Source organism: Lacticaseibacillus camelliae DSM 22697 = JCM 13995, assembly GCF_001311195.1.
Taxonomy (GTDB): Bacteria; Bacillota; Bacilli; order Lactobacillales; family Lactobacillaceae; genus Lacticaseibacillus; species Lacticaseibacillus camelliae.
The window spans coordinates 1-26,344 of the sequence record NZ_BBAJ01000030.1; the positions used below are offsets into that span (position 1 = coordinate 1).

Sequence of the window (26,344 nt, forward strand, 5' to 3'; positions counted from 1 at the left end):
AAAATTGAGGGAAGAATTTGAAGATCAAAACTCTGTGCTGCACTGAAGAAAACCTAAGAAACCTGTACAATCAAAGATTTTCAGGTCTCTCTAATCCGTAATCTGAAAGTATGCATCTGCAATCCCATTCAACTGCTTCTTGATTCGGTCAAACGGCTGATTCAAATCCAAGGTCACTGCTCCGAGCTGATTACCCGAAATAGAAACGCGGAGGCTTGGTTGAACGTCTCCTTGCGTTTGAGCATATAGTAGATAACCGCCCACCTCGTAATCAGGGTTCGCCTCAGCAGCATTCTTCACGTACGCGTAGATCTGATAAAAATTCGGTGACTTAAGCAAATCTTTTCCGTACAACCGTAACAGTGATTGTGTGTAATATTTGGTATCAATAATCAACATCCGCTGATTGGGCTCATCACGCAACGTAATGTCCGTATGCATCCCTGGCAATTGCTCCAGATGGCTGGCAGGCGCATGGTCATCGATCTGCCACTTGATTTCACTTGCAGCAGCGCTTAAACGAGGCGAGTATTCCTGCTTATAGTATTCCAGCACAAATTTCTCAAAGAGTTTCGGCATCTGCTCGTCTGTGAACTCGCGCATCTTAAACTGACCAGACTGATCTGAATTCAGCCAGCTCATGAGGACAAAGTAACAGACATTCACAAGCACCCGATAGTTCTGGTTGTTACGTTGATAAGTCATCGTTAGCGCCTGCTCCAGCATTGTTCGCAGCTGAGCGCGAGGCACCTCGCGAACATTTTGGAAGAACGGCAAAAGCTGACGCAGCTCTTTGCGGCGCGCCGACTTGACCTGGGCAGAACCAAGAAGGAGTAACATCGTCGCCTTCAAGACCTGATTCAGCTGATTATCCTCAGAGAACTCGTCAAAGTCGCAGCTGACCTGGAGACGTTGTGCCACTTTCAGCTGAATTGTTCCATCCAGATCAATTTTTCCTCGCACGGTTGGCAATGACTCACGCCTGGGGACATACTCGCTATACAGACCTTGCCTAACCTGAACTCGGACACCTTTGACGATGATCTCGGCAAAAGGTCCTCGATGTTCGAAAACTCCTCGTTTGCGACTTCTCGATATTGCCCGCGTTTAAGGATTTGAAAACTGTAGGACAGCATATAGAAGATGTTCTTAATGAGGATGCCCTTATCTTCAAGCATTGTTGGAATCCTCCGCCACAGCGTCACTCAACTTCTTCTTCCATTCCTCCGCCGTACTCTGATTATCAAACCAGTACTCGTCCAGTGTCGGCTTCAAATCAAAATCAACGACCCGTTTCAGCCAACCGGGCTGTGCATTTTCGCCATTGCAAAAATAGCTGTGTCCAATCTCAAAGCCCGCGCCAAGTGCCTCATCCTTGCTGATTGCAACATTTAACTGCTTGACGACTGCAACGATCCTATCAAGCACTGGATTATTCATACGGTGCAGATAATCACCAAAGCTTTGTGTCTCAAATGCCGGCTCCATGTCAACAAAACTGAAGCGTCGCCGCAGTGCGTAATCAATGATAGCCAGGCTACGATCGGCAGTATTCATCATCCCAATGATGTATAGATTCTTTGGGACAACCAGCGATTTGTCGCCATAGGCCAGTGGAATCGGTTGACCGCGATAATCCTTCTCTATCGCCATCAGCAGCTCACCAAATATTTTGCTCAAATTTCCGCGATTGATCTCATCTATGATGAAGAAATACTTTTCATCTGGATCGGACTGGGCCTGGCGACAAGCTTTGACGAACTTGCCTTCAGTCAGTTTGAAGCCACCATCTTCCTGTGGTCGATACCCAATCACAAAATCCTCGTAGGCGTAATTCTGATGAAACTCCACCATGGTGATGTGGCTGTCATCTTTCTTGCTTAGGATGGACCATGCGAGACGTTTAGCAGAATAGGTCTTCCCGACCCCCGGTGCTCCTTGTAGAATCACATTCAACTTGTCATCGAGCAACGCCACCAAGGAATCGTATTTTGTCGGTTCAATAAAGACATCCTCGAGGAATTTAGCCCTTGAGTATGACTCCATAATCTCCTTTTTCGGCCCATCGGGATTAGCATCACGAACAAGATCGAGAATGGTCTCATACTCATCCTTTGTCAGTTTGAACAATGAGCCATTGGGATTCTTGAAGAACTCCATGTTTGCCAAATCCGGATCAGCTTTTATATCGGCATAATCGATTCGATTGACCAGTAACTCGTCAGACCTGAACCCCACCGTGTCGGGCTCCGGTGGTGCAACAATTGTCCCCAAAGCAACAATTTGCTTGGTCGGCGAAGTCTCATATCCAATGAACTTATCACCAGGCTTAGCATCGCGGAAATTCTGAGGGATGCGACGCAGGTGCCCTGACTCACTCCGAATCGTGTAGGACTGCGTGGTCCCAATTTTCTCAAGGGAAAAAGTCCAGATTTTAGGATTTGCGTTCAGCCACCAATAGCGTTGGCCACCATCAGCTGCTCTTTCTAAGGCGCCCTTCAAACCAGGCCTTAGCTGCCAAACAATACTTCCTGGCGTTTCCGCATCGGCCTTAGACCCCGTGAAGACAATTGGCCACCACTTTGCATCCTTTTGACCACTCAGCAGAGTCATGCCTTTTTTTAACATCGGCAATGCGTTGGGCCAAACTGACAGTCTGGGTGAGGTAGTAGTTCTTTTTGCGGCCAAAACGCGCCGCTACCTGAGTGCAAGTAGCCGCGGCGTTATCAAATTGCTGCCAATCGTTCATGATTTCCAGTGCTTCAGGCGTAAAAATCTTCGGATCAGCGATCAAAGCATCCCATTCTTCATTGGAAAATTGTGGGTCATAGTCCTTTATTGAGCTTTTCGCAAGTTCCCAAGAGTACTCCGAAAATTCAGGAAAAGTCTGAAAGGCCAAATCATTCTCCCTTAAGGCTTTCAATGCTTCATCACAGACTTGAAGATAATGCTGACCATCTGTGTCTGTTTTTAAAAAGAGCTGAACTGTCTGCCGCACTTGCTCATTCAAAGCGCGCTTTTCGACAATATTAGCCCGATTGTTTTGATCAAGGCTGAGAAACCTCAATGGCCGCACCCAAAACAACCCCATGGTCAATTTGACAGTCGTGGCCTGTGGATTGCCTGCCTTAACTCGATTGAAGGCCTTCACAAAGTCTTCAGTAATTGCCGTATCTTGGTTATCGGCTAAATCCAAAGCTGATAAAAAGAGGCTCCATAAATCCTCAATCTGATTCGGAGTTTGATCAGGCGCAAACGGATAAAAAGCTGCCGTAAAACTATTTACAAGTGGAACGCCATCGAATTCACTTGGCACAGGCGCATTGACATGGAGCTGGTTCATCAACTCGGCGATAATCCGAATTCTGTTTTCCTTTTTAAGTCTCTTGTTAAAGAGCCCGAAAAATGTAAAAGGATCAATTTTATTCAGATCATCATCGTTTCTTTGCAGTCTAGCTAAATGTATTCCCAATTTTTTTTACGTTGAATGAATAATTTCGATGAGCTGGGTCTGTTGCGTTTCGTAAGGCTTCAACGCATCAGCAATTGCCATATACGTATTTACCCATGAGAAGTTGTTTTTCTTCTCCTGTGTATTCCCCTTTTCCATACCAGAAGCTCCTTTCAAGATAACCTTCATAATCTAAAAATGTGGGCTTCGAAAAATGCATTCAACAATCTCGCTCAATGCAGTTTAAAGCAGCTCGGCCAGATAGACGCATCATATGGGTCTTCTCTGAAACCCATTAAATTGGTCCGGCCACTTTTATCTTAGCAGAAAAATATGGAGGCGATTACAAACATGAATTCAAACGCTGTAAAACCTATATTACAGTGACTGTCTAAAAATCAAGTCTAACTTCAGAGGCTGCAGTGTTTTCCCCGTGTTTCTACCTATTACCTACTTTGACAACAACTCAACACCACCGCTGCCCTGCGTCCATAATTTGAGGTACATAGGTTTAACCACACTTCTGCCCTCACTACTGCAATTATTGAAATCATTCAAGAAGGCGATTAGCTCTCCTTAGCCCTCTCAGCTTCGCCAAGATGATTATGAGCGTTGAAATGTGGATCTATATCAGACAAGTTTCAGGCTGGAAATGATAGCTCAGTCATAGGTATCGTGATTAATCTTGCGTGCAGATATGATTGCAGTTAGTAGAGTCACACAGTACATTTGACCGCTTATGCTTAGGTCATTTAGTCGTTGCGTATACGGCAAATTTGGTAGGCATCAGAGCACAGCCTAATTTTCAAACGCTGGCATGAACTCCTCTAATAATTTTTTTCTTCTCACTGCCATAATAAATTTGTTCCTTTATCATAATGATTTGTTTAAAAATTATCGCATGTAAATAAAAAATAACCCAGCTGCTCCAAGTCTAAGATAGAAGATACTTTAAATCAAAACTCTACAAACTTGAACAACCCTGAATAAAATGACCAAGAAAGACTGTTCTTTGAACGTAATTATTCCTATCAAAAGCATTTCTTACATTCATTCATGTTAGGCTTAGTAGTATTCGCAAAAAAAGAATAGTAGGGAAAGAGTTGGACGGTTATGCAAACAAACACCTCCCAAGGGAAGCGTCGCGTGTTTATCTTCCTTGTAGCGGTTTTGGCAATATGGATCATTTTTGTGAAAAAGCCTTGGGTGCCAAAGGGAAATAGTGATCCCGAAGCAGTCATGTCCTGGTGCAATAAGCATGACAGAAATATCTATGATTTGTCCGCATGGGGACAGCTAGATGAAGGATTTACCAACGGTCGGGCGTCTAACGGAGAAACAATAATCCTGATGAAGAATACGAAATCAAATACCTACGTGTTCAAAATCAATGGACATTACGTATATATGGCTAGGATTATGGATCACGCAGATGACAGCTATTGGGAACAAATAGTCGGAATTGCCAAAGATGATAACGGCAATGTCTATCATCATGGTTTAAGTAGATCAGAAATGAGCGCAACCGATGACAGTTCGGTGGAAGACACTTCATGGACCGACTCACAGTTTAATCGTGATTTTGACGTTGATTAGCGACAAAGACGCTGGACACATCGACTTATAATTGAGTCGAATCAGTCCAGCGTCTTTTTTAATATCTGTCGAGCTATAAACGCGGGTAAATATAAACAGACATTTTTTTGTTGTTTTTCCTGTATCATGATTACTTTTTGCCTCAAGTAAACATATTAACTGTTTCATTTGTTTGGATAAGAAAATCAAACTCTATATACTCCACTACGAGCCTTGATTCCGAAAATCATCCAAAAGCAAAGCCAGAGATTCATTGTCTTTTATGAATCTAAGCAGGTACGCTTTATCTATTTCAAACTGTTGATGAGTCCTTCTTGTCAGCGTAGCAAGCGCCTGCGAGCCATCGGAATGTGAAAACTGAAAACAATGAACAATACGATTACGTCTTTGAACCAAATCAAAAAACATATCAGCAATATCATTTCTGTGAAGGTCAACCAAAAATTGATGGCATCTTTCATAAACCACTCCAGCTTCAACATCTGTAAGCGTCCACCAGTCTTCGTTTTTCGGCATTGCCTTAGCCAAAAAATTTTCAATCAAAAACTGTGTATTAGAATTGAAAGTGATGATTGAAGTACCTACCAGCATGCGCAGCTCTTCACTTGGCAACGACTGCCTTGTTAGTCTTGTATTAGACAATATAATAATCCTCTCTCTACAAAGAATCGGTTAAGCTCATGGATCAAACTATATTCGTACGAAAATTAAGAGATGGATACTCATAAACTTATAATTTTTCTATTCATCGCAAGTCAAGGGCATAGAAGCTTAAGCGATTAACCACGGCAAGATGCACTAAATTCACCATCAAAAAAACTCCAGTTTGAATATCAATTCTTTACTGTCGTCACGGCGCAAGCAAACCTCCGCAGCCCTTCTTCAACCTTGCTCCTTGGTGCCCCCAAATTGAACCGTAAATGATTGGCCCCGCCATTGCCGTAAACCCGCCCGTCCATGATGGCGACTTTCTGCCCATGAACCATTTCATGCTGCAGCGCCGGCATAGTGATGCCCAGCGGCGAAATATCGATCCAAGCCAAGTAAGTCGCGGCCGGAATCTGGTAATCCAGCCCAAGCTCGTCCTTGAGATACTTTTGTAGGTAGCATAGTTGCCATCAATGTAGTCGCATAACTGATTCAGCCACTCCTCTTGGTGGCTGTAGCACTCAATGGTCGCCAGCATCCCCAGGTATGGCACAGATGACAGCGCGCTGCGGTACTCAAGGCCATAGACGAACTCTTCGCGGTCGCGGGCGTCGGGGATCAGCGCGTACGAGCAGCCGAGGGCGGTGACGTTGAACGCCTTGCCAGCCGACGAGATGACGGCCTTTTGCACGGCGAGCTGGTCGAAGTACGCGGCCAGCGAGTGCACGACGGTACCGTGGCGCACGACGCCCATGTGGATCTCATCGGAGATAATGGCGACGTGATAGGCGTTGCACAGCTCGACGATGCGCTGCATGTCCTCCCCCGACCAAGCGATGCCCAGCGGGTTGTGAGGGTTGCACAGCAGGAACACGGCGGGGTGCTCGCGCGCAAAGTAGGCGTCGAGCTTATCCCAATCGACGCCGTGGTTGATGTCGAACTCCAGCAGCAGCCGGTGGTTGGACGTCACGGTTTTGATGAACGCGTCGTAGCACGGACTGAACGTGACGACCTTATCGCCGGGCTGGCTGAACTGCTCAAGCAGCTTGGCCAAGGTAAAAATGACACTGGGACTGTACACAATGGCGTCCTGATCGATGGCCACGTGGTAGCGGCGGTCGAACCAGCCGGCGATGGCGCCTTTGAACGCCGGGTTGTCCCAGTGCGTGTAGCCGAAGATGCCTTTCTGTGAGGCCTTGACCAGCACGTCACGCACACCGGGCGCGGTGGCGAAGTCCATGTCGGAAATGGTGAACGGCAGGAGGTTGGCGACGCCAAAGCGGGTCTGCACGTAATCCCACTGATCCGAGTACGTGCCGTAACGGTCGATCACGGTGTCAAAATCATATTTGGTCATGGCTAACCTCCCGCTGCTGGGCCCAAGCGACTGGGTCGACGATTTGCTCAAATGTGTACGCGCCATTGTCGTAATCAAAAATGGCAATGCCGCAGTTTGGCATACGCTGTGTCAGCACCCCGGCCGGTGCCCGCTGCGACAAAAAGCTGTGCGACGCGCCGGCGTGCGACACCATCACGACCTGAGCATTATCCGGCGCCGCGGCCATCAGCCGGTCAACGGTCGCCACCACTCGGTCGATGGTGGTCTGATCCGCCTCACCACCGTACGGCACGAAAAAGTCGCCATAGGGGATCTTAGGATTCAGGTACTCCGGCTGGCCTTCGAAGCGGCCAAAGCCGTGCTCGCGCAAGCCTTTTTTCCCGCGTGTATGGCAAATCCGTCACGAGCTCCAAGGTGTCGGCCGCGCGCTCGGCGGTCGAGCAGTGCGCCTCGGTCAGCGTCACATGGTGTGCGACCAGCCACTGCCGCGCCGTTTTGGCCTGCGCGATGCCGCGCTCAGTCAGCGGCGAATCGCACCAGCCCTGGATGCGGCCCAGCACGTTGAACAAGGTCTCGCCGTGGCGCATCAGATACAGTTTTTTTTACTCACGATTCCAAGCCTCTTTTATTTCAGGTAATCCTCAAGAAACGCGCAGACGCCGGATGCATCGTTGTCGACCGGGGTCACCGCATCCGCAGCGGCCAGCACCTCGGGGTCGGCGTTTTTTCATCGCCACCCCGAGGCCACATTCGCGGATCATTTCCAGGTCGTTGCCGCCGTCGCCGAACGCCGCCATCTCGCTGAGCGGAATGTTCAGCGCCTCACCGAGTTCGGCCAGCCCCGCGGCCTTGTGGCGGCCCTGCTGAATGATGTCGATGTCGCCGTGGCCGGAGCTGGTTGGCACGGCGATGCCGGCGAAGGCCTCGCTGAACTTATCGATGTACTCCTGGGTGCGCGCCGGTGGCATTTTCGTCGCGAACTTCATGATCTGGTCGTCGGGCGCTTCCAGCGTGTCCTGCAGCTGCAGGCGGTGATAGTAGCGGTGTATCTCGTTGATGAACGCCGGGTCCTCGCTGCCGCGGATGTGCGCGGTTTTGACGCCGCACGCAATGGCTGAAAGCACCGGGTCGGCGCTCAGGTACTGCGTGATGGTTTCGGTGGCTTCAGGGCTGAAGGTGTGCACGGCGTACGTGGTTTCGGCGTCACGAATGTACGCCCCATTTTCCGCGACGTAAATCGTGTTCGGGTAGTCGGTGAAGAAGGACTGCAGCTGGTAGTACTGATTGCCGCTGGCGACCACGAAGTGAATGCCGAGCTCAGTCATGCGCGCGTGCACCTTGGCGAAGCGTGCACGGTCATAGTCCTGCTTTGAATTGAGAAAAGTACCGTCCATATCGACGGCGACGAGTTTAATCATAAGTTCCTCCCATTGGTCCCGTTTTCATTTCTCTATTGTAACAAACTGAACGGGCCTGGGCGGATATTTCCAGCGGCGACTGCGGACAAAACCGCCAGCCCACGCAAAAATCACCCGCGATGCGCCGCACCGGGGTGAGTCACTTCGATATTTTAGACATCATGGTCACTTTCACCGGCGCGTCCAGACTGCAGTGGTCACCCCAGTGGATCTCCAACGATTGCATCGTCGTGGCCAGGCGGGCCCAGATCTCCTGCCCTTCCGGATCCTGAAGCAGGTACCACCCCGCCAAAATCCGGTAGTACTTGTTGCCTTTTTTTTATCGACATAGTCAGGCAGCTTATACGAGAAGTCGGCATGTTGCAGATTGAAGATGACCGCCTCCATGGCCTCGGTCAGCACGACGTATTGATCAAGGGCCTTGAACGCGTATGGCCGGCCCATCATCATCAGGACAAACGTCACGACCAGGTCTGGTGCATCGCCGCCAATCGCCCGCGCCACGGCGTAGCTTGGCCGCACGCCCCAAGCGCGGATGTCGCCCAGCTCACTGGGGACAAACTCCAGCGTCTGGACGAATAAGGTCCCGTCATCGCTGGTGACCGCTTTTTGGATAATCTTGCGTGCATTGGGAAAAGCCTTGCCTGTCGCCACAACCGCGATCGCGTGCACGACGCGGTAAGGCATTTCGGCCAGGGGCATGGACCCGTCTTTCAGCGCCGCGATTTGGGCCGTGGTCAGGCCGGTCGCGTCTGCCAAACACTGCACGGAATAGTGGCTGAGCGCAAACTGCGCAAGTTTCAATTCGGTCAACGCGGTGCCTCCTGCTCCATTTTCGTTTCGTTAATAATAATAAAATTATGGAGTGATGTAAAGACACCTATCGTCCGGTCAATTCTTTTCGTCAGTTATCTGGCTTGGACCTGCCGCGCCCCTTGGCTGAGCGCTGCGGCCAGCCGCTGCACCCCAGGTTCAATGTCGCCGATGGCCGGCGCCGCAAACGTCAGCCGAGCCCCGCTCACCATCGAGTGCGCTGGTGAAAGATTGCGGCCGGCCACGACACTGACATGCGCCGGCAGCAGCACCTCACGCTGCAAAGCGGTCATGTCTAGCCCCTTTGGTCCCTGCAGCCAAAGGAAAAAGCCGCCTTGCGGGTCGGTGATCGTGAAGTCAGCCGGCAAGTGACAATGCAGCGCATCCAGCATCACGTCACGTTTCTGGCGGTACGTCTTGCGCAGCTGAGCAAGGTGTGCCGGGAAATCCACGCGGCTCAGGTACTGGCTCACCGCCCGCTGGATCAGCGCACTGGACTCGACGTCGGCGGCGCCTTTGAGCGCCTCAATGCCGGCCATGATCTCCGGGTCGGCGATCAGCCAGCCCAGACGCAGGCTCGGCGAGAGAATCTTGGACATGCTGCCGAGAAACACGACGCGGCCCTCAGTGTCGAACACCTTGACCGGCGGCAGGGTCGTACCTTCGTAGCGCAGGAAGCGGTACGGCCCGTCTTCGAGGATCAGGACGTCAAACTGGTTGGCCAGGCGCACCAGAGCCCGGCGCTTTTCCAGACTCATGACCGCGCCGGTCGGATTTTGAAAATCCGGCACCGTGTAGATCATTTTCACCTGGTGGGTCATCAGAATTTTTTTTCAGGGCGACGAGGTCCATGCCGTCTGCCTGCATCGGCGCTTCGTAGTAGGTCGGTTCGTACTGGTTGAACGCGGCAAGCGCGCCCAGGTACGTCGGCGCCTCGACGACCAGCCCGTCGCCGGGATTCAGCATCAGCCGCGCGGTGAGGTCGATGCCCTGCTGGGCGCCTTGCGTGATGATGAGGTGCTCGCCAGATGTCTTGATGCCATCTGCGGCCATCATCGCCGCGAGCTGATCGCGCAGCGGCCGAAAGCCCCAGCTGTCGGCGTACTGAAACGCGGCCCGGTTGGTCATGGCTTCCCCCATGGCGACCTGCAGCGCCTTCTGGGGGAACATGGCGGGATCCGGGTAGCCGCCGGCAAAAGAGATCTGCTGCGGGTCCGGCGCCGTGTACAGGTCATTCAGCCCGGCATTTTGAGTTCCGGCAACACGCTTGGCAAACTTCATAGGATATCGACCTTTCCGATTGGGATTAGCTCTATCGTAGTCTGACGCGCGAATGAAGTAAAACTCATCTTTTTACATTTATGGTGAAATGAATTCATCAATAAAATGAGTGTTCCTTCCTTGGGTGTAACAATTCCATGAGAACCCCGCTCACCACGGTTTAATGCCCCGGTGTTAAGCTGTTTGTCATGCTTATTACGATTAACGGAGGGATTTTCTCATGAGTGCCAAGTCGAATGACAGCGAAGGCCGCAGTGTCCAGCGCTCGCTGAAAACGCGCCACTTGTCGATGATCGCACTGGGTGGCAGCATCGGCACCGGCCTGTTTGTCACCAGTGGCTCGACCATTGCCACGGCCGGCCCGGGCGGCGCACTGCTGGCCTACCTCGCCATCGGCGTGATGGTGTATTTTCTGATGACCAGCCTGGGCGAAATGGCGACCTACATGCCGGTGTCCGGCTCATTTGCCGAGTACGCCACGCGCTTCATTGACCCCGCGGCCGGGTTTGCGCTCGGGTGGAACTACTGGTTCAACTGGGCGATCACGCTGGCCGTCGACATCTCGACCACGGCGATCCTGATGCACTTTTGGCTGCCGCATGTGCCCGGCTGGCTTTTCTCCGTCGGGTTCCTGGCGCTGATTTTTGCGCTGAACATCATCTCAGTCAAAGCGTTCGGCGAAACGGAGTACTGGCTGGCGATGATCAAGGTCGTCACGGTGCTGGTGTTCCTTGCGGTCGGCATCCTCACGATTGTCGGCGTGCTGGGCGGCGGTTCGGCCATCGGCATGCGCAACTTCACCATCGGCGACGCCCCGTTCCACGGCGGCTGGCCGGCGGGACTCTCGGTGTTTGTCGTCGCCGGGTTCTCTTTTCAGGGCACGGAGCTGATCGGCATCACGGCCGGCGAATCCGCGACGCCGGCGAAAAGCATCCCCAAGGCCATCAAGGAGGTCTTCTGGCGCATCCTGATCTTCTACATTCTCGCGATTGCGGTGATCGCCGCGCTGATCCCCTACACGGACCCGAACCTGCTGGGGGCGAGTGAAAGCCGCGTCGCGATGTCGCCCTTCACGCTGGTCTTTCAGCGCATCGGCATGGCCGGCGCGGCCAGCCTGATGAACGCCGTGATCCTGACGTCGGTGCTGTCCTCCGCCAACTCCGGCATGTACGCCTCCAGCCGCATGCTGTGGGCGATGGGCTCAAACGGCATGGCGCCGCGCATTTACGGCAAAACGAACCGCCGCGGCGTACCGCTGCCGGCGCTGCTTTTGACCACGCTGGTCGGGGCGCTGACGTTTCTCACCAGCGTCCTGGGCAACAACGTCTACCAGCTGCTGGTCGCCGCCAGCGGCCTCACCGGCTTCATCGCCTGGATCGGCATCGCGCTGTCGCACCTGCGCTTCCGGCGCGCGCTGATCAAGCAGGGCCACTCGGTTGACGAACTCGTGTATCACGCCAAGCTGTTTCCCTTCGGCCCGCTTCTTGCCCTAGTTCTGGGCATCGTGGTCATCATCGGCCAGGACATCCCGTCGCTCAAGGCCTTCGCCTGGGACAAGCTGCTGATCTCATACATGTCCATTCCGCTGTTCGTGATCCTGTTCACCTGGTACAAGGTCAAGCACCACACGCACCTGATCCCGCTGGACGAAATCAAACTCAAGGACTAATGCTAAGTTGTCGGCTACGTGCTGACAACTTTTTTTGTTCATCGAAAAAATCCGCCTTTGCACCCGACTGACAATTGGTGTAGGATAGCTTTCGTTAGCTCACTAACGAAAGGACGATTCAGATGCAAAATTTTGGGATGGTCATCAAACAGGCCACCAACCAGATGAATAAACACATGGACACTTACGCCAAACAGTTCGGCCTCACCGGCAGCCAAATGTCGATCATCGACTTTGTCGGCAACCACGGCCAGGTCCTGCAGCGCGACATCGAGGCCGAGTTCGCCATTCAACGCTCCACCGCCACGCTCACGCTGCAGCGCATGGAAAAAAGCGGCCTGATTCAGCGCACGGCAGCGGCGACCGACGCGCGGCAAAAAGCGGTCAGCCTGACCCCCAAGGCCACCAAACTGAAGCAAAAAAATCACGGCTTACATTCAGGGCCAGCAGCAGGCGATGGAAAAAAACCTTCACCCCGGCCGAGCAGGCTGTCTTCAACCGGATGATCACTTACTTCATCCAGCTGAACGGAGGCGCGCATGACTGATTCCGAGCGCATTCGCCCGCGCGTCATCGGCGCCGTTTTGGCCACCGGCATCATGTCGTTTTGCGGCGTCATTGTTGAAACCGCCATGAACGTCACCTTCCCGACACTGATGCGGGAGTTTCACGTCGCCACCAACACTGTGCAGTGGATGACGACCCTTTATCTGCTGGTGGTCGCCTCGATGGTGCCACTTTCAGCCACGCTCAAGCGCCGCTTCAAGAACAAGCCGCTGTTTCTGGTCGCCATCACGCTGTTCATCGCCGGCGTCGCGCTGGACGCCATTGCCCCCCACTTCTGGGTGCTGCTGCTTGGGCGCGGCATTCAGGGGCTGGGCACCGGCATCGCGCTGCCGTTGATGTTCAATATCATCATCGAACAGGTCCCGGCGTCAAAAATCGGCAGCATGATGGGCATCGGCACGATGATCACCGGCGTCGCCCCGGCCATTGGCCCCACATTTGGCGGCCTGGTCGTTTCGGCGATGAGCTGGCGCTACATTTTCGTCTTTCTCCTGCCGCTTCTCATCCTCGCCCTGCTGCTCGGCCTGCTTTGCATCGAGCAAAAAGTGCCGACCTCTAAGGCCAGCACCGACCTGCCCAGCGTGGCGCTCATTATCGTCACCTTCTGCGGCTTGATCTTCGGCATCAGCAATTTTGGCAGCCAGCCACTGCTCAGCCTTGAAGTCGGCGGGGCCTTGGTGGTGGGCATCATCGCCTTGGGGCTGTTCATTCATCGCTCCACCCAGCTCAAGGTGCCAATCATCAACCTGATCCTGTTCAAAAACCGTGAGTTTACTAGCCATGTCCTGGCGTTTGCGATGCTGCAGATCAATGCTCTGGGGCTGTCCTTCCTCCTGCCGAACTACATCCAGCTGGTCGATGGCGGCACGGCGCTGACTGCGGGCCTCATTGTCCTGCCCGGTGCAGCCGTGGGCGCCCTCCTTGCCCCACTGAGCGGCCGGCTGTACGACAGTGTCGGGCCTAAGCTCCCGCTGCGGTTGGGCAGCGCCATCACGCTGCTGGGAATTCTGATCATGGCCGCAATGCCGCGCCTCACGGACCCGCTGATCTTGGTGCTGTACCTGGTCTTCATGATCGGCATCGGCCTGAGCATGGGCAATCTGATGACGAACGGCCTGAAGCAGGTCGGCCCGGAGGCGCAAACCGACGGCAACGCCATTTTCAACACGACGCAGCAATTCGCCGCCGCGGTCGGCACCAGCGTCACCGCCGCGCTGATCGCGGCCAGCCAGAAAACGGCTGCCACCCAAGCGCTTGGCACCATGACCGGCGCCTTGCACACGCTGATCCTGCTGGCAGTCCTGTGCTTGATCGCACTCGGGTTGATCATCCGGGTCACTCGCGAAGTCGCAAACTCCTAGCGAGCCAAAAAAGCTTGCCGCCCAACCGTTCTGGTTGAGGCGACAAGCTTTTTTTTAACACCTGATAATCAGCGCATGTCCAAGGTCGCAGCCAGGGTCTCCGCAAACCCCTCAGGCTTTTGCGCGTAACCGAGGTGGCCACCGGGAATGACGGTGACCGGCACGTCGAGCTTCTTGCCAATGGCGCGGGTGACTTCAGGCGGCACCGAGCGACAGATCGGTACCAACCAGCAGCCGGACCTTGGCCTGGTTCGCCTTCAGCACAGCCCAGTTGATTGGCTGGTTGGTGTACTGCAAGATTTCGTACTTGAACCAGTACGCCATACCTTGCAGGCGCTGCTTGCTTGGCTTTGGGCTGTCAGGCGCAAACCCCATCATTTTCCGATCAAGCGGCTGAACGCGCAGTGCGGCGGCGAACTTGTCGCGGGCCCCGGCAAAGTCACCACGCAGGGCTGTTTCGACGGCATCTTGATCACTCTTCTGGAATTCTTCAGTATTGATCACCGTCGTCGTTGGGCATTCGTGCAACACGACCCGAGCGAACCGCTCCGGCTTGTAGGTGAAGGCTTCCGCCGCAACGATTGAACCTGAAGATGAGCCCATGACAAACACCGGCTTGTCGGGACTGAAGTGGTCCGCCAAGGCAATGACGTCATTGGCGTCGGTGGTCAGGCGGTAGTGACTGGTAAACTCAGCGGCTTCTTCAGGCAGCGGCGTGGTCATTTCAGTCTCGCCGTAGCCGCGACGATCGAACATCACGACCTGGTAGCGGTCCTTCAGCAAATCGGCGTTCGGCTTGAAAATATCACTGGTGCCGTTCGCGCAGGGCACCAGGATCAGGACAGGACCTTTCCCAACCGTTTCAACATAGTCGAAGCAGGAATCCTCCGATTTCAATCGTGGGGAGGGATGCGAGTCACTGCAGAGCGGTGAAAGACACGGTGTATTGACACCAAGAACATACGTTTGGTAAAATTAGGGTACCGATTGGAGGTGACGTTATGCCTAAACCCAGTCCGTTATCCATGGCGGAACTCCCATATCATTTTGGGGTACGTGTCCGTGTCTACCCATCAACCGAGCAAAAGCGCCTCATCAAGCGCAACAGTGATGCCAGCCGCTTCATCTACAACGAAATGGTCGCAATGAATCGCGAGCTGTATACCTTAAGGCGAGTGAAGTGTCCTATCAGTCTCGTTCTGCAGCGCATCACAACACTGCAAGAGCGTTTGAAACGTCCGGCCACAGGCATCAGTAACATTCATGGTTGGTTGAATCATTCTGATTTTGATGCTGATATGAAAGCCAATGCTATTAAGAATTACCGCACCGCTTGGAAACTGTTTAAACAGGTCCACCAATCCGGTTTCCCCCATTTTCACAAACGCAATACACGCCAATCTTATCAAACCTCAAATCATTATCAGTCTGGCAAGGGCCAGCCGACGATGACTAATGGCTCAGTGCGGCTGTTAGACCGCCACCATCTCACTATCGGTAAGATTGGCCGCTTGCGGTTTGCTGGCATGCCCAAGTGGCTGTTTACGCGTACAGAAAGTATTCGTATTGGCACCACTACCGTTTCCATGGATGCCACTGGGTTTTATTTTGTTTCGTTTCAGTTAGGCTCGACGCAACCATTCGTTTCGCCAAGTAAAAAGACCGGTTCTCAGATCGGCATTGATCTGAACCTAGACAACTTCTTAACGGATTCGAACGGCAATACCATCGCCAATCCGCGCTTTTATCGACAAATTATTGGTAAACTCGCTAAAGCTCAGCGTAAGCTTTCACGGCGCGCGCGCCGAGCTAAGCAGGAACGTCGTCAGTTACGCCAAGCCAAAAATTATCAAAAGCAACGCTTGGTGGTTGCCCAGATCCATCAACGCGTGGCTAATCAGCGTAAAAGCTTCTTACACCAGCTCAGCACGTCACTCGTCAAGAACCACGACTTGGTCGTCGCTGAAGAACTGCGCAGTAAGAACCTTTTAAAGAATCACGCGTTGGCAATGAGTATCAGTGATGTCGGCTGGCGACAATTTCTGGCGATGTTGGCTTATAAAACACTGCTGTACAATAAGCAGTTTGTTACCGTCGACCCCAAAAACACGACGCAAACTTGTCATGTCTGTGGATTTGTGATGGGAACGGCTAACACGCACAAACTGACACTCGTTCAGCGTGAATGGAACTGCCCACAATGCGGTCAGCACCACATTCGCGACTGGAATGCCGCCCAAAACATTTTAGCTAAAGGCCTCGCTGCGATCGCATAATCATACGCCAAGTCCCTATGGCCCTACGGTGTCCATGGGACTAAGGCGAAGTACGCCAAGTCCCTATGGCAACCTGGGGACGTTAAAGCTGCAGGAATTAGTTTGCCAACACTGACCGCTTGGTTAGCGCGCAGACCGTATCTGTGGAAATTGCGGCAAGGAAGTGATTCAGCTTCTATCCCCGCAAGCCCCTGAATTGATTCAGGGGTGGTTGACCAACAATACTTTAAGCTGAAATGAGGCCTGCTTCCAGCACACATCAAGGCCAAAGTGTCCCGTTTCGATGGGCTACTGCAAGTCGTGCATGATGCCGGCAGCGAGCCGCCGATAGTACTCACCCATTTGCTCCGGCGGCGTGCGATCATCGCTTTGCAGCCAGGTGGCAAACAGGTTGATGTGACCGCCCAAGGCAAACGCCGCCAGCGCCTTGTCCGGCACGGTGTGCTGCTGGCCGGCCATCATCGTCTGATAGTGCGCTGTGGCCTGACCATACAGTGCCTGGACGAACGCCGTCCAGCGCTGACCGACCAAGAACGCCTTCATAAATTCCCGGTTAGCGGCTCCTGCAACAGAAGCACTGCGGTGGCTTTTTTTTCATCGCCTCGCGACTTAAATCACTGCGCTGTGGCATCGCTGCGGCCTCCCTTCGCGCGCCTCTGTGCCCGCCGCGTGGCCCAAATCAGCAGCGTGAAGCTCAGGACCAGAATGGCGCCGAGGACGCTGTAAGTGTGCGCGCCCCAGGTCTTGATGAATTGGCCGAAGAAGAAATTGCCCAGCGGCTGGACACCGTCGTATACCAGAAAAATCAGCCCGAACACTCGGCCGAGTAATTCTCGCGGCGTCATGCCCTGCATCAGCGTAGCCACACTGCTGAACATCTGCGAATTGACGAAACCGTTGATGAGCGCCAGCGCCAGCCACAGCGCGTGGGTCAGGTGAAAACCCAGCCCAACCATCAGGACACCGATGATCAGCTGCTCCGTATACACTTGCATCACCGACACCCGCTGGCGCTGCATCGACAGCACCGCGCCGCCGAGCAACCCACCACAGGCATTGATCAGCAGAAACGTACTGTACGCGCTCGGCCTTCCGGCGTAAAGGTGATCCGCCATGTACGGCGCCGCCAGTAAAAAGCCGGCCGCACAGAAGTTGAACGCGCCCAGCGCCAGCATCATCAGGGCCAGCTGGTGGTTGCCCACGACGTACTTCAAGCCGTAGATCGTATCTTTGATCGGGTCGCTGGCGTCCTTGCCTGGCTTAAACACCGGACTGTTCAATGACCACACGAGCAGCGCGGCCACAATGTAGGAGCCCGCGTTGATCAGCAGAAAGCCCTGAAAGCCGAGCCGCCCACTGCTCAGCAGCAGGCCGCCGATCAGCGGCGACAGGATGCTGGCCATGCTGAACACGGCGTTGGCAATGGCGTTGAACCGCTGAAGGGCCGGCGCTTCGATAATGTCCGGCGTGATGGCCTTGGCCGCCGGAAAGTTGATGGTCGTCATGAGGTCCAACACACTGGTGATGAGGATCAGCAGCCACGTCTGCGGCGCACTGGGATCGATCAGCACGGCACCGAGCACACAAATGGCCGCCGCAATCGTGTTGCAACCGATCATGACGCGCTTGCGGTCGTGGTGGTCGACAATGATTGCGGCCAGAAAGTCGCCAAGGAAGAACATGATGCCGCCGACTCCTGTGATCAGGCCGATCAGCTTCGTGTCACCGGTTTGCTTAACCACCAGCCAGTTGAGGCCAAGCAGGTAAATCGCACTGCCGAGTTGTGAGATGAATGGACTTAATACCAGTTGAATACTAAAGCGATGTTTTTGCATAACAACAATTATATCGCAGCCGTGCACCAAGCGCATGGGCAATTCTACGGACAAAAAAACAGCACCCCGCATACACGGAATGCTGTTTCATAGTGCTGTTGATTAGCCGAGGATCTCAGAAACGACCCCGGCACCAACAGTACGGCCGCCTTCACGAACGGTGAACTTGGTACCCTTTTCAAGGGCAACAGGCGCGATCATGTCGACTTCGAAGGTTACGTTGTCGCCAGGCATAACCATTTCAACGCCATCAGGCAGTTCGATCACACCGGTAACATCGGTGGTGTGGAAGTAGAACTGAGGACGGTAGTTGGAGAAGAATGGCGTGTGACGGCCACCTTCCTCTTTGGTCAGGATGTAGACTTCAGCCTTGAACTTCTTGTGGGTCTGGATCGAACCTGGCTTAGCCAAAACTTGGCCACGCTCAACCTGATCACGGTTGATCCCACGAAGCAAGATACCAACGTTGTCGCCGCTTCGCCAAGATCAAGGGTCTTACGGAACATTTCAAGGCCAGTAACAACTGACTTCAAAACTTCGTCGTGCAGACCAACGATTTCGACTTCGTCACCGATCTTAACCGTCCCACGGTCGATACGACCAGAAGCAACGGTACCACGACCAGTGATGGTGAAGACGTCTTCAACAGGCATCAAGAAAGGCTTGTCGGTGTCACGAACTGGGGTTGGGATGTACTCGTCAACCGTGTCCATGAGTTCCTGGATAACCTTTTCCTGTTCTGGATCGCCCTGCAGAGCCTTAAGAGCTGAGCCACGGATGACAGGAATATCGTCACCAGGGAAATCGTATTCGGACAGCAGTTCACGAACTTCCATCTCGACCAAGTCGATCAGTTCGTCATCGTCAACAAGGTCTGTCTTGTTCAGGAAGACAACGATGTAGTCAACGCCGACCTGACGAGCCAGCAGAATGTGTTCGCGAGTCTGTGGCATTGGGCCATCAGTAGCGGCAACGACCAAGATCGCACCATCCATCTGAGCGGCACCAGTGATCATGTTCTTAACGTAGTCAGCGTGCCCTGGCGCATCGATATGTGCGTAGTGACGCTTTTCCGTTTCGTATTCAACGTGGGCGGTGTTGATAGTAATGCCACGTTCCTTTTCCTCAGGTGCAGCATCGATTGATGCGTAGTCCTGTTCCTTGGCCAGGCCTTTAGCAGCCAGGACCTTGGTGATCGCCGCGGTCAGAGTGGTCTTACCGTGGTCAACGTGCCCGATGGTACCAATGTTAACGTGGGGCTTTGTGCGTTCATAGTGTTCTTTTTCAGCCATGAAAAAACGAACCTCCTGTATTTTTTTTCGTAAAGACACAGGCGCAAAAGCCCGTAATCCTTTACGTTCTATAGTACTACATTCACGCCAAAATACCAAAAAGATATTTTGACTGGAAATGAATTCCGAAGTTGATTATACCAGAACCCACGGGTTTGTAAACAGCTAGGCGTCAAGTTTTCACCCTTTACACGTGAAAACCCGTCGCTGCTTACTTCGCCATTTCGCTGAGCTTGAGGGTCTGCTCCCCTAACCAGTTAAAGATGGCCTTCTCCTGGGCGGTCACGTCGGCGCCTTCTTTGTTGAGGTAACTGGCGGCAAAATGCTTGGGATCCGTCACTGACTGGTCGATGAACGGGTACAAATACCCGAGCTCGAAGCGCAGCGTCTCGACTGTCGCCCGCATCAGCTCCGGGTCGGTCAGACCGATCTGGAGCTGCACCTGATTCAGCACCGCAAGCAGCGTCTTGTCGTTCATGACGCCAGGCAGCGCGCTCGGCACGATCTCACCCTCAGTCTGGTACCCCAGCACCTTGACCTTATCATCGGCGCCCACCGCCGTCAGCGCGTCCAGCAGGCTGACGCGAATCGCCGGGTGCACATCCGGGTCGGTCAGGTTCGGCGTCGCCGCGGCGATCATGCTGGCTTTGGGCAGCCGGCCCAGGTCTGAGATCATGGTTTCCTGCGTGTGGGCGCCATAGCCGCCGAGGTGGCGCAGCTTTTTGGCCAGCGTCTCGATCGCCGCCGCATGGGCCGCCCCGTCCTGTTGCTCGGCGTCCGCCACGCGCTGAGTCAGCGTTTGGCGCAGCCGACCATCAACATGGTTCAGGACCGCCCAGGCAAAGCGGTAATCCGGCAGCGCCAGCAACACATCGAACAGCAATTGGGTCGTGCTTTCGCCGCTGAGAAAATCCTCCATGTACTGGCTGACGTACGGCAGCGCCAGACTGGGCTGCTTCAGGCCGACATAGGCCTTCACCAGCGGCCGGGCGACTTCAAACAACGGTGTCTCCTTGTAGGCTTTTTCCAAGTGGGCAACCGCGCTGGCGTAATTCTTTTTCTGCAGGGCCGAAACGCCCAAAGTCAGATGGCGACTGCCATTGTTGGGCAACGGGACAACTTTTGCCATTTTTTGTCTCTCCTTTTTTTACTCTTCATCCTATGATAACAGTCCTTGCCGCCGCTGGACAGAAGCCGTGCACGAAAAAAAAGCCGCACCACGCGGATGCGACTCATTTCAAAAATTATTGGCGCTTGGCACTGTTCTGGTTGACTTCCATGATGACCGGCAGGATCACCGGACGCCGCTTGGTGTGGTCAAACAGGAAACGGGAAAGGTCATCGCGGACGGACTGCTTCAGTGTGCTCCAGTCGAAGGACTTGTTGTCTAACTGCTTTTGCACCGACTTCTCGACGACGCCGCTCGATTCGTTGAGCAGGTCCTTGGAGGTCTTGACGTAAACGAAGCCCTTGCTTTGGATCTTCGGCTTGGAGACAATTTTCTTCTTCTTGCGGTCGATGGTCACCACTGCAATGAAGATACCGTCTTCCGCGAGCATCTTGCGGTCGCGCAGCACGATGTTGCCAATGTCGCCGACCCCGATCCCGTCGATCATGGTGTTGCCGGCGTCGACGTGCCCGGAGATGTGCAGCTTGCCCTTGTCGTAAGAGATGATGTCCCCGACGTTTGGCATCAGGATGTGATCATCCGGGATCCCGGCGTCCGCCGCGATTTCGCGGTGGGCCTCAAGCTGACGGAACTCGCCTTCGACCGGGATCACGAACTTCGGCCGCAGCAAGTTGATCATCAGCTGCAGGTCATCCTTGTTCGCGTGGCCGGAAGCATGCAGGTCATCGGAAATGGCCTTGACCTCGCCGCCTGCGCGGTAGATCATGTCGCGGGTCTTGGCCGCCATGGTTTCCATAGAGTGGCTGATCGTGGTCGTGATGTAAACCAAGTCGCCTTCGTGAATGTGAACCAGGCGGTGCTTGTTGTTCGCCATGCGCTGCAGAGACTTCAGCGGCTCACCCATGCGGCCGGTTTCCAGCACCACGGTTTCCTCGGGCTTCAAGTCTTTGAGTTCCTTGGTGGAAGCCAAAATGTTGTCATTTGGCAGTTCCAGGGCCTTGAGCCGAATGGCGGTCTTGACCACCCGCTCGACTTCACGGCCGGTCAAAACGACGCGCCGATTCGTCTGGGCGGCAGCGTTCAGCACCTGCTGAATGCGCTGGATATTGTTGGCGACACTTGCCACAATGATCCGTCCGTCCTGATAATGGAAGGTTTCTTCAATGTGATCATAAATGTCATTTTCACTGGCGTGCGGGTACGGCGATTCCGCGTTGTTGGAATCGGACATCAGCGCCAGCACGTTGTGGTCCCCGATTTTCGCCAGACGCGACAAGTCGGTCTGGTACATTTTCGGTGCGCCCTGATCGAACTTGAAGTCGCCGGTGTAGACGATCGAGCCGTTCGGTGTCTGGACCACAATGCCCAGACTGCCTGGAATGCTGTGGGTCGTTGGGAAGAATGAGACCTTGACCTTGCCGAAGTCGATGACCGACTTCTCGGTAATCACGTGAAAATCCTTGAACTTCTTGGCTTTCGGGTTGGACGTCAGCGTCAACTTGGCCAGCGCGACGGTCAGCGCAGAGCCGAAGACCGGAACCGGATGCTCGCCGATGAAGTATGGCAAAGCGCCGATGGCATCCGCGTGGCCGTGAGTGAGGAAGATACCGGCAATTTTATCGGCATTTTCTTCCAAATAGGTCAGGTCAGGAATCACAACATCGATCCCCAGCAGCTCGTTGTCCGGATATTTCAGGCCAAAGTCGACAACGAAAATTTGATCGTCCACTTCGATCGCGTACATGTTTTTACCGTTCTCACGCACACCACCGAGGGCGACCACTTTGATTTTACTCATAGGTACACCTCGTAGATTGTATTAGGTTTTTCCGCCACCCTAAGGTGACAACGAATTATTCCTTGTTCCAGTGTACCACAGCAACCAAGGAAAGCCTATCTCGCTGGTGGCGGCGTTATTTGGAGCAAACAAAAACCACCTTGCCGAAGCAAAGTGGTTTGGAAAATTCAATATTAACGACGCAGGCCGAGGCTCTTGATCAGGTCACGGTAACGGGCGAGATCCTTGTTACGCAGGTAGCGAAGCAAGTTACGGCGTTGGCCGATCTTCTTCATTTCACCAACGTATGAGTGGTAGTCCTTCTTGTGCTTGGACATGTGGTCGGTCAGGTTGTTGATGTCGGCGGTCAAAAGCGCGATCTGGACCTCTGGTGAACCAGTGTCGCCCTCTTTACGTCCGTACTTCTTGATGATTTCTTCTTTTTGCTCTTTTGTTACAGCCATGGAATATTTCCACCCTTCATATAAATTGCCTGAGACTGAGCGAAGCGCGGTGAGCCGCCGGGCTAAGTGTCAGGTTCTTGGAACGTTAATTACTTTACGCCAGTGCCGGCCGGATTGCAACTGTGGCTTACCGCGGCGCTTGATTGCGCATGAACGTGTGAATCACGTCCCGGAGCCCTGTGTACCCATTATACAGGGCGAGCCCAACAATCGCCAGGTACGCCAAGCCGTATACGACCGACGTGCGGCTCTTGAACTCCGGAATTGCAGTCACGAAAAAGGCGCCTGCAATGACAAACCAAAGGGCGTTGACGCATGCTGACCGCAACAGCTGTTTTTCCGTGACTGGTGAATCCAGCGACGCATGATGTTGACTCATAAAGAAACATTCCTTTCTGGACACGGCTATCAAGCATTTTCCCTTTACAACTTTTTATTGCAATGAGGCCAAGCCTTCGGTATAATGCTATCTGTTGAAACAAAAGCTACGCACTACAAAACTCAGCCCGGAGGTGAAATTCATGCCACAAATCAAACAAGCAATCAAGCGGGTCAAGACCCAGGAAGCTGCTCGTCAGCTGAATATCGGTCAAAAGAACGATATGCGTACCACGGTCAAGAAGTTCCGCGAAGCCGCAGCTGCCGGCGCTGACAACGCGCAGGACCTGTACAAGGACGCAGCACGCGCCCTCGATATGGCTGCCACCAAGCACCTGATCCACAAGAACAAGGCTGGCCGCGACAAGAGCCGTCTTCACGCTTTGCTCAAGTAATCAACCAATTGCCTGCCGTGTGCAGGCTTTTTTTTGTCGGGTGAGAAGGCAGTCGCACTGAGCGGGGCGAGTCACCCACCCGCGTCACCCGCCGTAGCCAGATGATCCGCCGTAAGCCATGCGCTTGCGGCGTTTTTTTCGCTTCCGTGATGTCCCCCCGATCAGCCCGCTTCTTGGTATTGGGTCCAAATTCTGGTCAGAGTTGCCACCGCTGCGCCCATGATCACTGCCCCAATCATATCCCACGGCGCGGCAGAAAGGCGATCCACCCTAATGAAACCGAAGACCACACCGTTAACCAGCGCCACGAGCACGATCAGTGCGGTTTGCCAGAGGAGTCCGATCAATCCGCGCAGCAGAATAGCCGGCCGACTCAAGTGAGGTTGGGGGCGCGCGTGCAGCCCGTCAATCTCAAAGATGCCGCCAATTATCAAGACCAAGAGCTCCAGCGCCAAAAAAATTCGCGCTGATCAGCCACCGGGCCGCGGTGAGCGCATACGCAGCCATCACCATGAGTTCAGCCGGCAGCAATAACATCAAGGCCCCACTCAGGACACGCCAGACCAATCTTTGGGTCCACGCATCGTAGTCGACGCTGATACCCCAGGCTTTGATCAATAATTGGTCCAACCAGGTCTTGGCCATTCCCCTCACCTCCAGTTTTCCCTAGCGTAAAGGCGGCGAAGCCAGGTGGCAAGGATTTACCCTCGGCCACCAAAAATGGCGCCGCGGTCTGAGCCGCGCCGCCGTTTAATCAGGCTCCTAAGGTAATTTTCTGACCACTCGTGTACTGCAAAACAAACAGCTCAAACGCCAGGTTCTTATCCACCCGGCCGGTTTTCATCGCGGTTTCAGTGGCGACTAACCCACTGAAGGCGCGACGCAGGGTCTTGCCATCCACGCGGCGGATCTCCTGCAGGGCTTTTTTTAATGCGGAACGGATGGACCTTGAGCGTCTGCTGAATGTCCCCTTGGCTATACCCTTTTTTTCGCCAGGATCTGCACCTGCAGCAGCAGCCTAAATTGCATCACTAGGAGCGCATTCAAGTGAATGGGCTCCTCTTTTTGCAGCAACAGGTCGCGATACAGACTGAGCGCCTGCGTGGTGTTTTTACGTACCACGGCGTCGACCAGGTCAAACACCCGATCCGTCAGCGCCTTGGGCACCAGCTCATCGACAGCGGCGGCGTCAATGGTCGCCCCTTCTGCGGCGTACAGCTTCAGCTTAGGCAGTTCGTGCACCATCGCGGTGTACTCCCCGGCGGTGCGCTGCACCAGCGCGTTCAGCGCGTCCGGCGTGATCTGCAGGTGCTGGGCCTTGAGCTCGCGCTGCACCGCGGCTTCAGCGGCGCGCTGGTCCAGCGGCGCCACGTTGACGATCTTGGCGGACCGGTTTAGCGCCTTGACCACGTTCTTGCGCGCGTCCAGCTTTTCGTACGGGGCAACGACGACCATCACCGTGGACGGCGCCGGCTGCTTGAAGTAGGCCTCCAGCCCCTGCACATCATGCTCCGGGCCGGACTTGGGCTTTTCTCCGGTCAAAAAGTACGGGTCAGAGATCACAACTTCGCGCCAGTCGCCGAAAAACGGCGGCGAGGCGGCGTCGTCCAGCGCGACCCCGACGGCCGTTTGCCGCATGTCATAAGTGGCGTAGTTCATGGTCTGCTGGTCGGGCGGAATCACGGCTTTGAGCGCGGCCAGCGCTTGGTCGACCAGTGCCTGCTCGGTGCCCAGCAGCAGCACCAACGGCGGCAGCTCGCCTTTTTTTTCAACTGTCTGATCAGCTCCTGAACGGTCATGGGCCGCCTTCTTCCGATAAAAATTGATGCACACTGAGGCCTTACTGCTCGCATCGACCCACACCGCACCGCCCGCGGCTGTATTCAGCCACGGCACGCCGGCCGCCTGCAGAGTGGTCAGCGTCTCTTGGTGCGGGTGCCCGTAGCGGTTGTTCACGCCGGCGGAAATCAACGCCAGTTTTGGCTTAATCTGCTGGATGAATTCGGGTGCTGAGGACGTCTTGGAGCCGTGATGGCCGACTTTTAACATATCAACTTCAAGCGCTTGGGGCATCAACTCGCGTGTTTCGACGCCTTGGTCGGCATCCCCGGTGAACAGCCAATTGCTGTCCCCTATTTTACCATAGAGCACGATCGAGTCCGCGTTTTTCTCCGTGGCGCTTGCATCGCTGGGCGCCACCACACGCAGCTTCAGCGGCCCGATCGCCAGCGTCTGACCGGCCAGCACCTGCACGTGCTGCGTGACCCTGCCCGCCTTAGCCGCCAGGATGTACGGGTGACTGGCGGCCAGTGGCGTGGTCACGAGCGTTTTGACTGGCATCAGTCTAGTGAGCACTGCCGCATCGCCGACGTGATCGGCGTCCGCGTGGGTCAGGACCAGCGCGTCCAGGTGCGTGATGCCGCGGGCCCGCAGGTAATTGACGATCACCCGCTTGGCCGGCGGATTGGCGGAAAAGCCAAACCCGCGGCCTCCGGTGTCGATCAAAATCGCGCCTTGCTTGAACGGCGCTTCGATTAAGAGCGAGTCGCCCTGGCCGACATCAAACATTGTCACCCGGTACTGCGGGTGCACATTGACGACCAGCCAGGTCAAAATGACCCAGCCGCCCAGCCACTGCCAGCGGCCAAACGCGAG

The 26,344-nt window shown here is 54.3% G+C and carries 29 protein-coding genes and 3 pseudogenes; 6 read left to right on the forward strand and 26 right to left on the reverse strand.

What is annotated here, in order from left to right:
- Positions 1 to 90 precede the first annotated feature (90 nt).
- The 4 genes from JCM13995_RS07010 to JCM13995_RS16910 all read right to left on the reverse strand — a co-directional run bounded on the left by JCM13995_RS07010 (position 91) and on the right by JCM13995_RS16910 (position 3,610).
- The gene (locus JCM13995_RS07010; RefSeq protein WP_082397756.1) at positions 91 to 1,098 is read right to left on the reverse strand and encodes a 5-methylcytosine restriction system specificity protein McrC; all 1,008 of its coding nucleotides are present in this window, start codon (positions 1,096 to 1,098) and stop codon (positions 91 to 93) included.
- 72 nt (positions 1,099 to 1,170) lie between these two features.
- On the reverse strand, positions 1,171 to 2,628 hold the full coding sequence (locus JCM13995_RS07015; protein WP_082397757.1) for an AAA family ATPase: 1,458 nt from the start codon (positions 2,626 to 2,628) through the stop codon (positions 1,171 to 1,173).
- On the reverse strand, positions 2,552 to 3,472 hold the full coding sequence (locus JCM13995_RS07020) for a hypothetical protein (protein ID WP_054663956.1): 921 nt from the start codon (positions 3,470 to 3,472) through the stop codon (positions 2,552 to 2,554). Before JCM13995_RS07020 ends, JCM13995_RS07015 begins: the two co-directional genes overlap by 77 nt.
- Positions 3,473 to 3,478: 6 nt before the next feature.
- Positions 3,479 to 3,610 (reverse strand): hypothetical protein, encoded by a 132-nt coding sequence (locus JCM13995_RS16910; protein WP_263849598.1) that lies wholly within the window; start codon positions 3,608 to 3,610, stop codon positions 3,479 to 3,481.
- Positions 3,611 to 4,564: 954 nt separating this feature from the next.
- Here JCM13995_RS16910 and JCM13995_RS07025 point away from each other — a divergent pair.
- Positions 4,565 to 5,047: a hypothetical protein gene (locus JCM13995_RS07025; protein ID WP_056989605.1), complete on the forward strand. Its 483-nt coding sequence runs from the start codon at positions 4,565 to 4,567 to the stop codon at positions 5,045 to 5,047.
- Between the two features lie 204 nt (positions 5,048 to 5,251).
- On the opposite strand, the gene JCM13995_RS14420 is transcribed toward JCM13995_RS07025, so the two are convergent.
- The 8 genes and pseudogenes from JCM13995_RS14420 to JCM13995_RS16915 form a co-directional block, all read right to left on the reverse strand.
- A complete protein-coding gene (locus JCM13995_RS14420; protein ID WP_156314362.1) occupies positions 5,252 to 5,659 on the reverse strand; it encodes a selenium binding protein in 408 nt (135 codons plus the stop codon).
- Positions 5,660 to 5,897: 238 nt separating this feature from the next.
- Positions 5,898 to 7,052, reverse strand: coding sequence for a MalY/PatB family protein (locus JCM13995_RS07030; RefSeq protein WP_162230918.1), 1,155 nt, complete (start codon positions 7,050 to 7,052; stop codon positions 5,898 to 5,900).
- A complete protein-coding gene (locus JCM13995_RS17675; protein WP_054663963.1) occupies positions 7,039 to 7,404 on the reverse strand; it encodes a histidine phosphatase family protein in 366 nt (121 codons plus the stop codon). The genes JCM13995_RS07030 and JCM13995_RS17675 overlap by 14 nt, the downstream gene beginning before the upstream one ends.
- Complete coding sequence (locus JCM13995_RS17680; RefSeq protein WP_369385653.1) at positions 7,349 to 7,621, reverse strand: phosphoglycerate mutase family protein; 273 nt, start codon at positions 7,619 to 7,621, stop codon at positions 7,349 to 7,351. The genes JCM13995_RS17675 and JCM13995_RS17680 overlap by 56 nt, the downstream gene beginning before the upstream one ends.
- Before the next feature lie 38 nt (positions 7,622 to 7,659).
- Positions 7,660 to 8,452, reverse strand: a pseudogene (locus JCM13995_RS07045) (Cof-type HAD-IIB family hydrolase).
- A 171-nt stretch (positions 8,453 to 8,623) separates the two neighbouring features.
- Complete coding sequence (locus JCM13995_RS07050) at positions 8,624 to 9,265, reverse strand: hypothetical protein (protein ID WP_054663969.1); 642 nt, start codon at positions 9,263 to 9,265, stop codon at positions 8,624 to 8,626.
- 95 nt (positions 9,266 to 9,360) lie between these two features.
- Entirely contained in the window at positions 9,361 to 10,068 is a 708-nt protein-coding gene (locus JCM13995_RS07055; protein WP_263849599.1) for an aminotransferase-like domain-containing protein, read from the reverse strand.
- Positions 9,974 to 10,546: an aminotransferase class I/II-fold pyridoxal phosphate-dependent enzyme gene (locus JCM13995_RS16915; RefSeq protein ID WP_263849600.1), complete on the reverse strand. Its 573-nt coding sequence runs from the start codon at positions 10,544 to 10,546 to the stop codon at positions 9,974 to 9,976. Before JCM13995_RS16915 ends, JCM13995_RS07055 begins: the two co-directional genes overlap by 95 nt.
- Before the next feature lie 220 nt (positions 10,547 to 10,766).
- Here JCM13995_RS16915 and JCM13995_RS07060 point away from each other — a divergent pair, with 220 nt between their 5' ends.
- The 3 genes from JCM13995_RS07060 to JCM13995_RS07070 all read left to right on the forward strand — a co-directional run bounded on the left by JCM13995_RS07060 (position 10,767) and on the right by JCM13995_RS07070 (position 14,143).
- On the forward strand, positions 10,767 to 12,215 hold the full coding sequence (locus JCM13995_RS07060) for an amino acid permease (RefSeq protein ID WP_082397759.1): 1,449 nt from the start codon (positions 10,767 to 10,769) through the stop codon (positions 12,213 to 12,215).
- 122 nt (positions 12,216 to 12,337) lie between these two features.
- Positions 12,338 to 12,721, forward strand: a complete 384-nt coding sequence (locus tag JCM13995_RS07065; RefSeq protein ID WP_156314363.1) for a MarR family winged helix-turn-helix transcriptional regulator — start codon at positions 12,338 to 12,340, stop codon at positions 12,719 to 12,721.
- Between the two features lie 33 nt (positions 12,722 to 12,754).
- The gene (locus JCM13995_RS07070) at positions 12,755 to 14,143 is read left to right on the forward strand and encodes an MFS transporter (protein WP_054663972.1); all 1,389 of its coding nucleotides are present in this window, start codon (positions 12,755 to 12,757) and stop codon (positions 14,141 to 14,143) included.
- Between the two features lie 68 nt (positions 14,144 to 14,211).
- Here JCM13995_RS07070 and JCM13995_RS15920 read toward each other — a convergent pair whose 3' ends face one another.
- Both JCM13995_RS15920 and JCM13995_RS07075 read right to left on the reverse strand, forming a co-directional pair.
- A complete protein-coding gene (locus JCM13995_RS15920) occupies positions 14,212 to 14,349 on the reverse strand; it encodes a hypothetical protein (RefSeq protein ID WP_225350771.1) in 138 nt (45 codons plus the stop codon).
- Entirely contained in the window at positions 14,339 to 15,040 is a 702-nt protein-coding gene (locus tag JCM13995_RS07075; RefSeq protein WP_054663975.1) for an alpha/beta fold hydrolase, read from the reverse strand. The genes JCM13995_RS15920 and JCM13995_RS07075 overlap by 11 nt, the downstream gene beginning before the upstream one ends.
- A gap of 104 nt (positions 15,041 to 15,144) precedes the next feature.
- Between JCM13995_RS07075 and JCM13995_RS07080 the strand changes: the two genes are divergently transcribed.
- Positions 15,145 to 16,419: an RNA-guided endonuclease InsQ/TnpB family protein gene (locus tag JCM13995_RS07080; RefSeq protein ID WP_054663979.1), complete on the forward strand. Its 1,275-nt coding sequence runs from the start codon at positions 15,145 to 15,147 to the stop codon at positions 16,417 to 16,419.
- Between the two features lie 288 nt (positions 16,420 to 16,707).
- Here the strand turns inward: JCM13995_RS07080 and JCM13995_RS07085 are convergent.
- The 7 genes and pseudogenes from JCM13995_RS07085 to JCM13995_RS07115 form a co-directional block, all read right to left on the reverse strand.
- Positions 16,708 to 16,965 (reverse strand): annotated as a pseudogene (locus JCM13995_RS07085) (hypothetical protein); the annotation flags it as partial.
- 68 nt (positions 16,966 to 17,033) lie between these two features.
- Positions 17,034 to 18,254, reverse strand: coding sequence for an MFS transporter (locus JCM13995_RS07090; protein WP_054663985.1), 1,221 nt, complete (start codon positions 18,252 to 18,254; stop codon positions 17,034 to 17,036).
- Between the two features lie 102 nt (positions 18,255 to 18,356).
- Positions 18,357 to 19,546 (reverse strand): annotated as a pseudogene (gene tuf, locus JCM13995_RS07095) (elongation factor Tu).
- A 211-nt stretch (positions 19,547 to 19,757) separates the two neighbouring features.
- A complete protein-coding gene (locus JCM13995_RS07100) occupies positions 19,758 to 20,675 on the reverse strand; it encodes a hypothetical protein (protein ID WP_054663988.1) in 918 nt (305 codons plus the stop codon).
- Positions 20,676 to 20,790: 115 nt separating this feature from the next.
- Positions 20,791 to 22,473 carry a ribonuclease J gene (locus tag JCM13995_RS07105; RefSeq protein WP_054663991.1) on the reverse strand — a complete coding sequence of 561 codons (1,683 nt, stop codon included), beginning with the start codon at positions 22,471 to 22,473 and terminating at the stop codon, positions 20,791 to 20,793.
- Between the two features lie 173 nt (positions 22,474 to 22,646).
- Complete coding sequence (gene rpsO, locus JCM13995_RS07110) at positions 22,647 to 22,916, reverse strand: 30S ribosomal protein S15 (protein WP_054663993.1); 270 nt, start codon at positions 22,914 to 22,916, stop codon at positions 22,647 to 22,649.
- A gap of 127 nt (positions 22,917 to 23,043) precedes the next feature.
- The gene (locus tag JCM13995_RS07115) at positions 23,044 to 23,295 is read right to left on the reverse strand and encodes a hypothetical protein (protein WP_054663996.1); all 252 of its coding nucleotides are present in this window, start codon (positions 23,293 to 23,295) and stop codon (positions 23,044 to 23,046) included.
- A 142-nt stretch (positions 23,296 to 23,437) separates the two neighbouring features.
- Here JCM13995_RS07115 and rpsT point away from each other — a divergent pair, with 142 nt between their 5' ends.
- Positions 23,438 to 23,689, forward strand: a complete 252-nt coding sequence (rpsT, locus tag JCM13995_RS07120) for a 30S ribosomal protein S20 (protein WP_054663999.1) — start codon at positions 23,438 to 23,440, stop codon at positions 23,687 to 23,689.
- A gap of 161 nt (positions 23,690 to 23,850) precedes the next feature.
- On the opposite strand, the gene JCM13995_RS07125 is transcribed toward rpsT, so the two are convergent.
- From JCM13995_RS07125 to holA, 5 genes are all read right to left on the reverse strand, one after another.
- The gene (locus JCM13995_RS07125; RefSeq protein WP_054664002.1) at positions 23,851 to 24,123 is read right to left on the reverse strand and encodes a hypothetical protein; all 273 of its coding nucleotides are present in this window, start codon (positions 24,121 to 24,123) and stop codon (positions 23,851 to 23,853) included.
- The gene (locus tag JCM13995_RS07130) at positions 24,101 to 24,334 is read right to left on the reverse strand and encodes a hypothetical protein (protein WP_054664005.1); all 234 of its coding nucleotides are present in this window, start codon (positions 24,332 to 24,334) and stop codon (positions 24,101 to 24,103) included. The genes JCM13995_RS07125 and JCM13995_RS07130 overlap by 23 nt, the downstream gene beginning before the upstream one ends.
- Before the next feature lie 109 nt (positions 24,335 to 24,443).
- Entirely contained in the window at positions 24,444 to 24,590 is a 147-nt protein-coding gene (locus JCM13995_RS15925) for a hypothetical protein (protein ID WP_225350772.1), read from the reverse strand.
- Positions 24,541 to 24,654, reverse strand: coding sequence for a hypothetical protein (locus tag JCM13995_RS17685; protein ID WP_369385654.1), 114 nt, complete (start codon positions 24,652 to 24,654; stop codon positions 24,541 to 24,543). Before JCM13995_RS17685 ends, JCM13995_RS15925 begins: the two co-directional genes overlap by 50 nt.
- Before the next feature lie 10 nt (positions 24,655 to 24,664).
- On the reverse strand, positions 24,665 to 26,344 hold a 1,680-nt coding region (holA, locus tag JCM13995_RS15930; RefSeq protein ID WP_225350773.1), incomplete at its 5' end, for a DNA polymerase III subunit delta.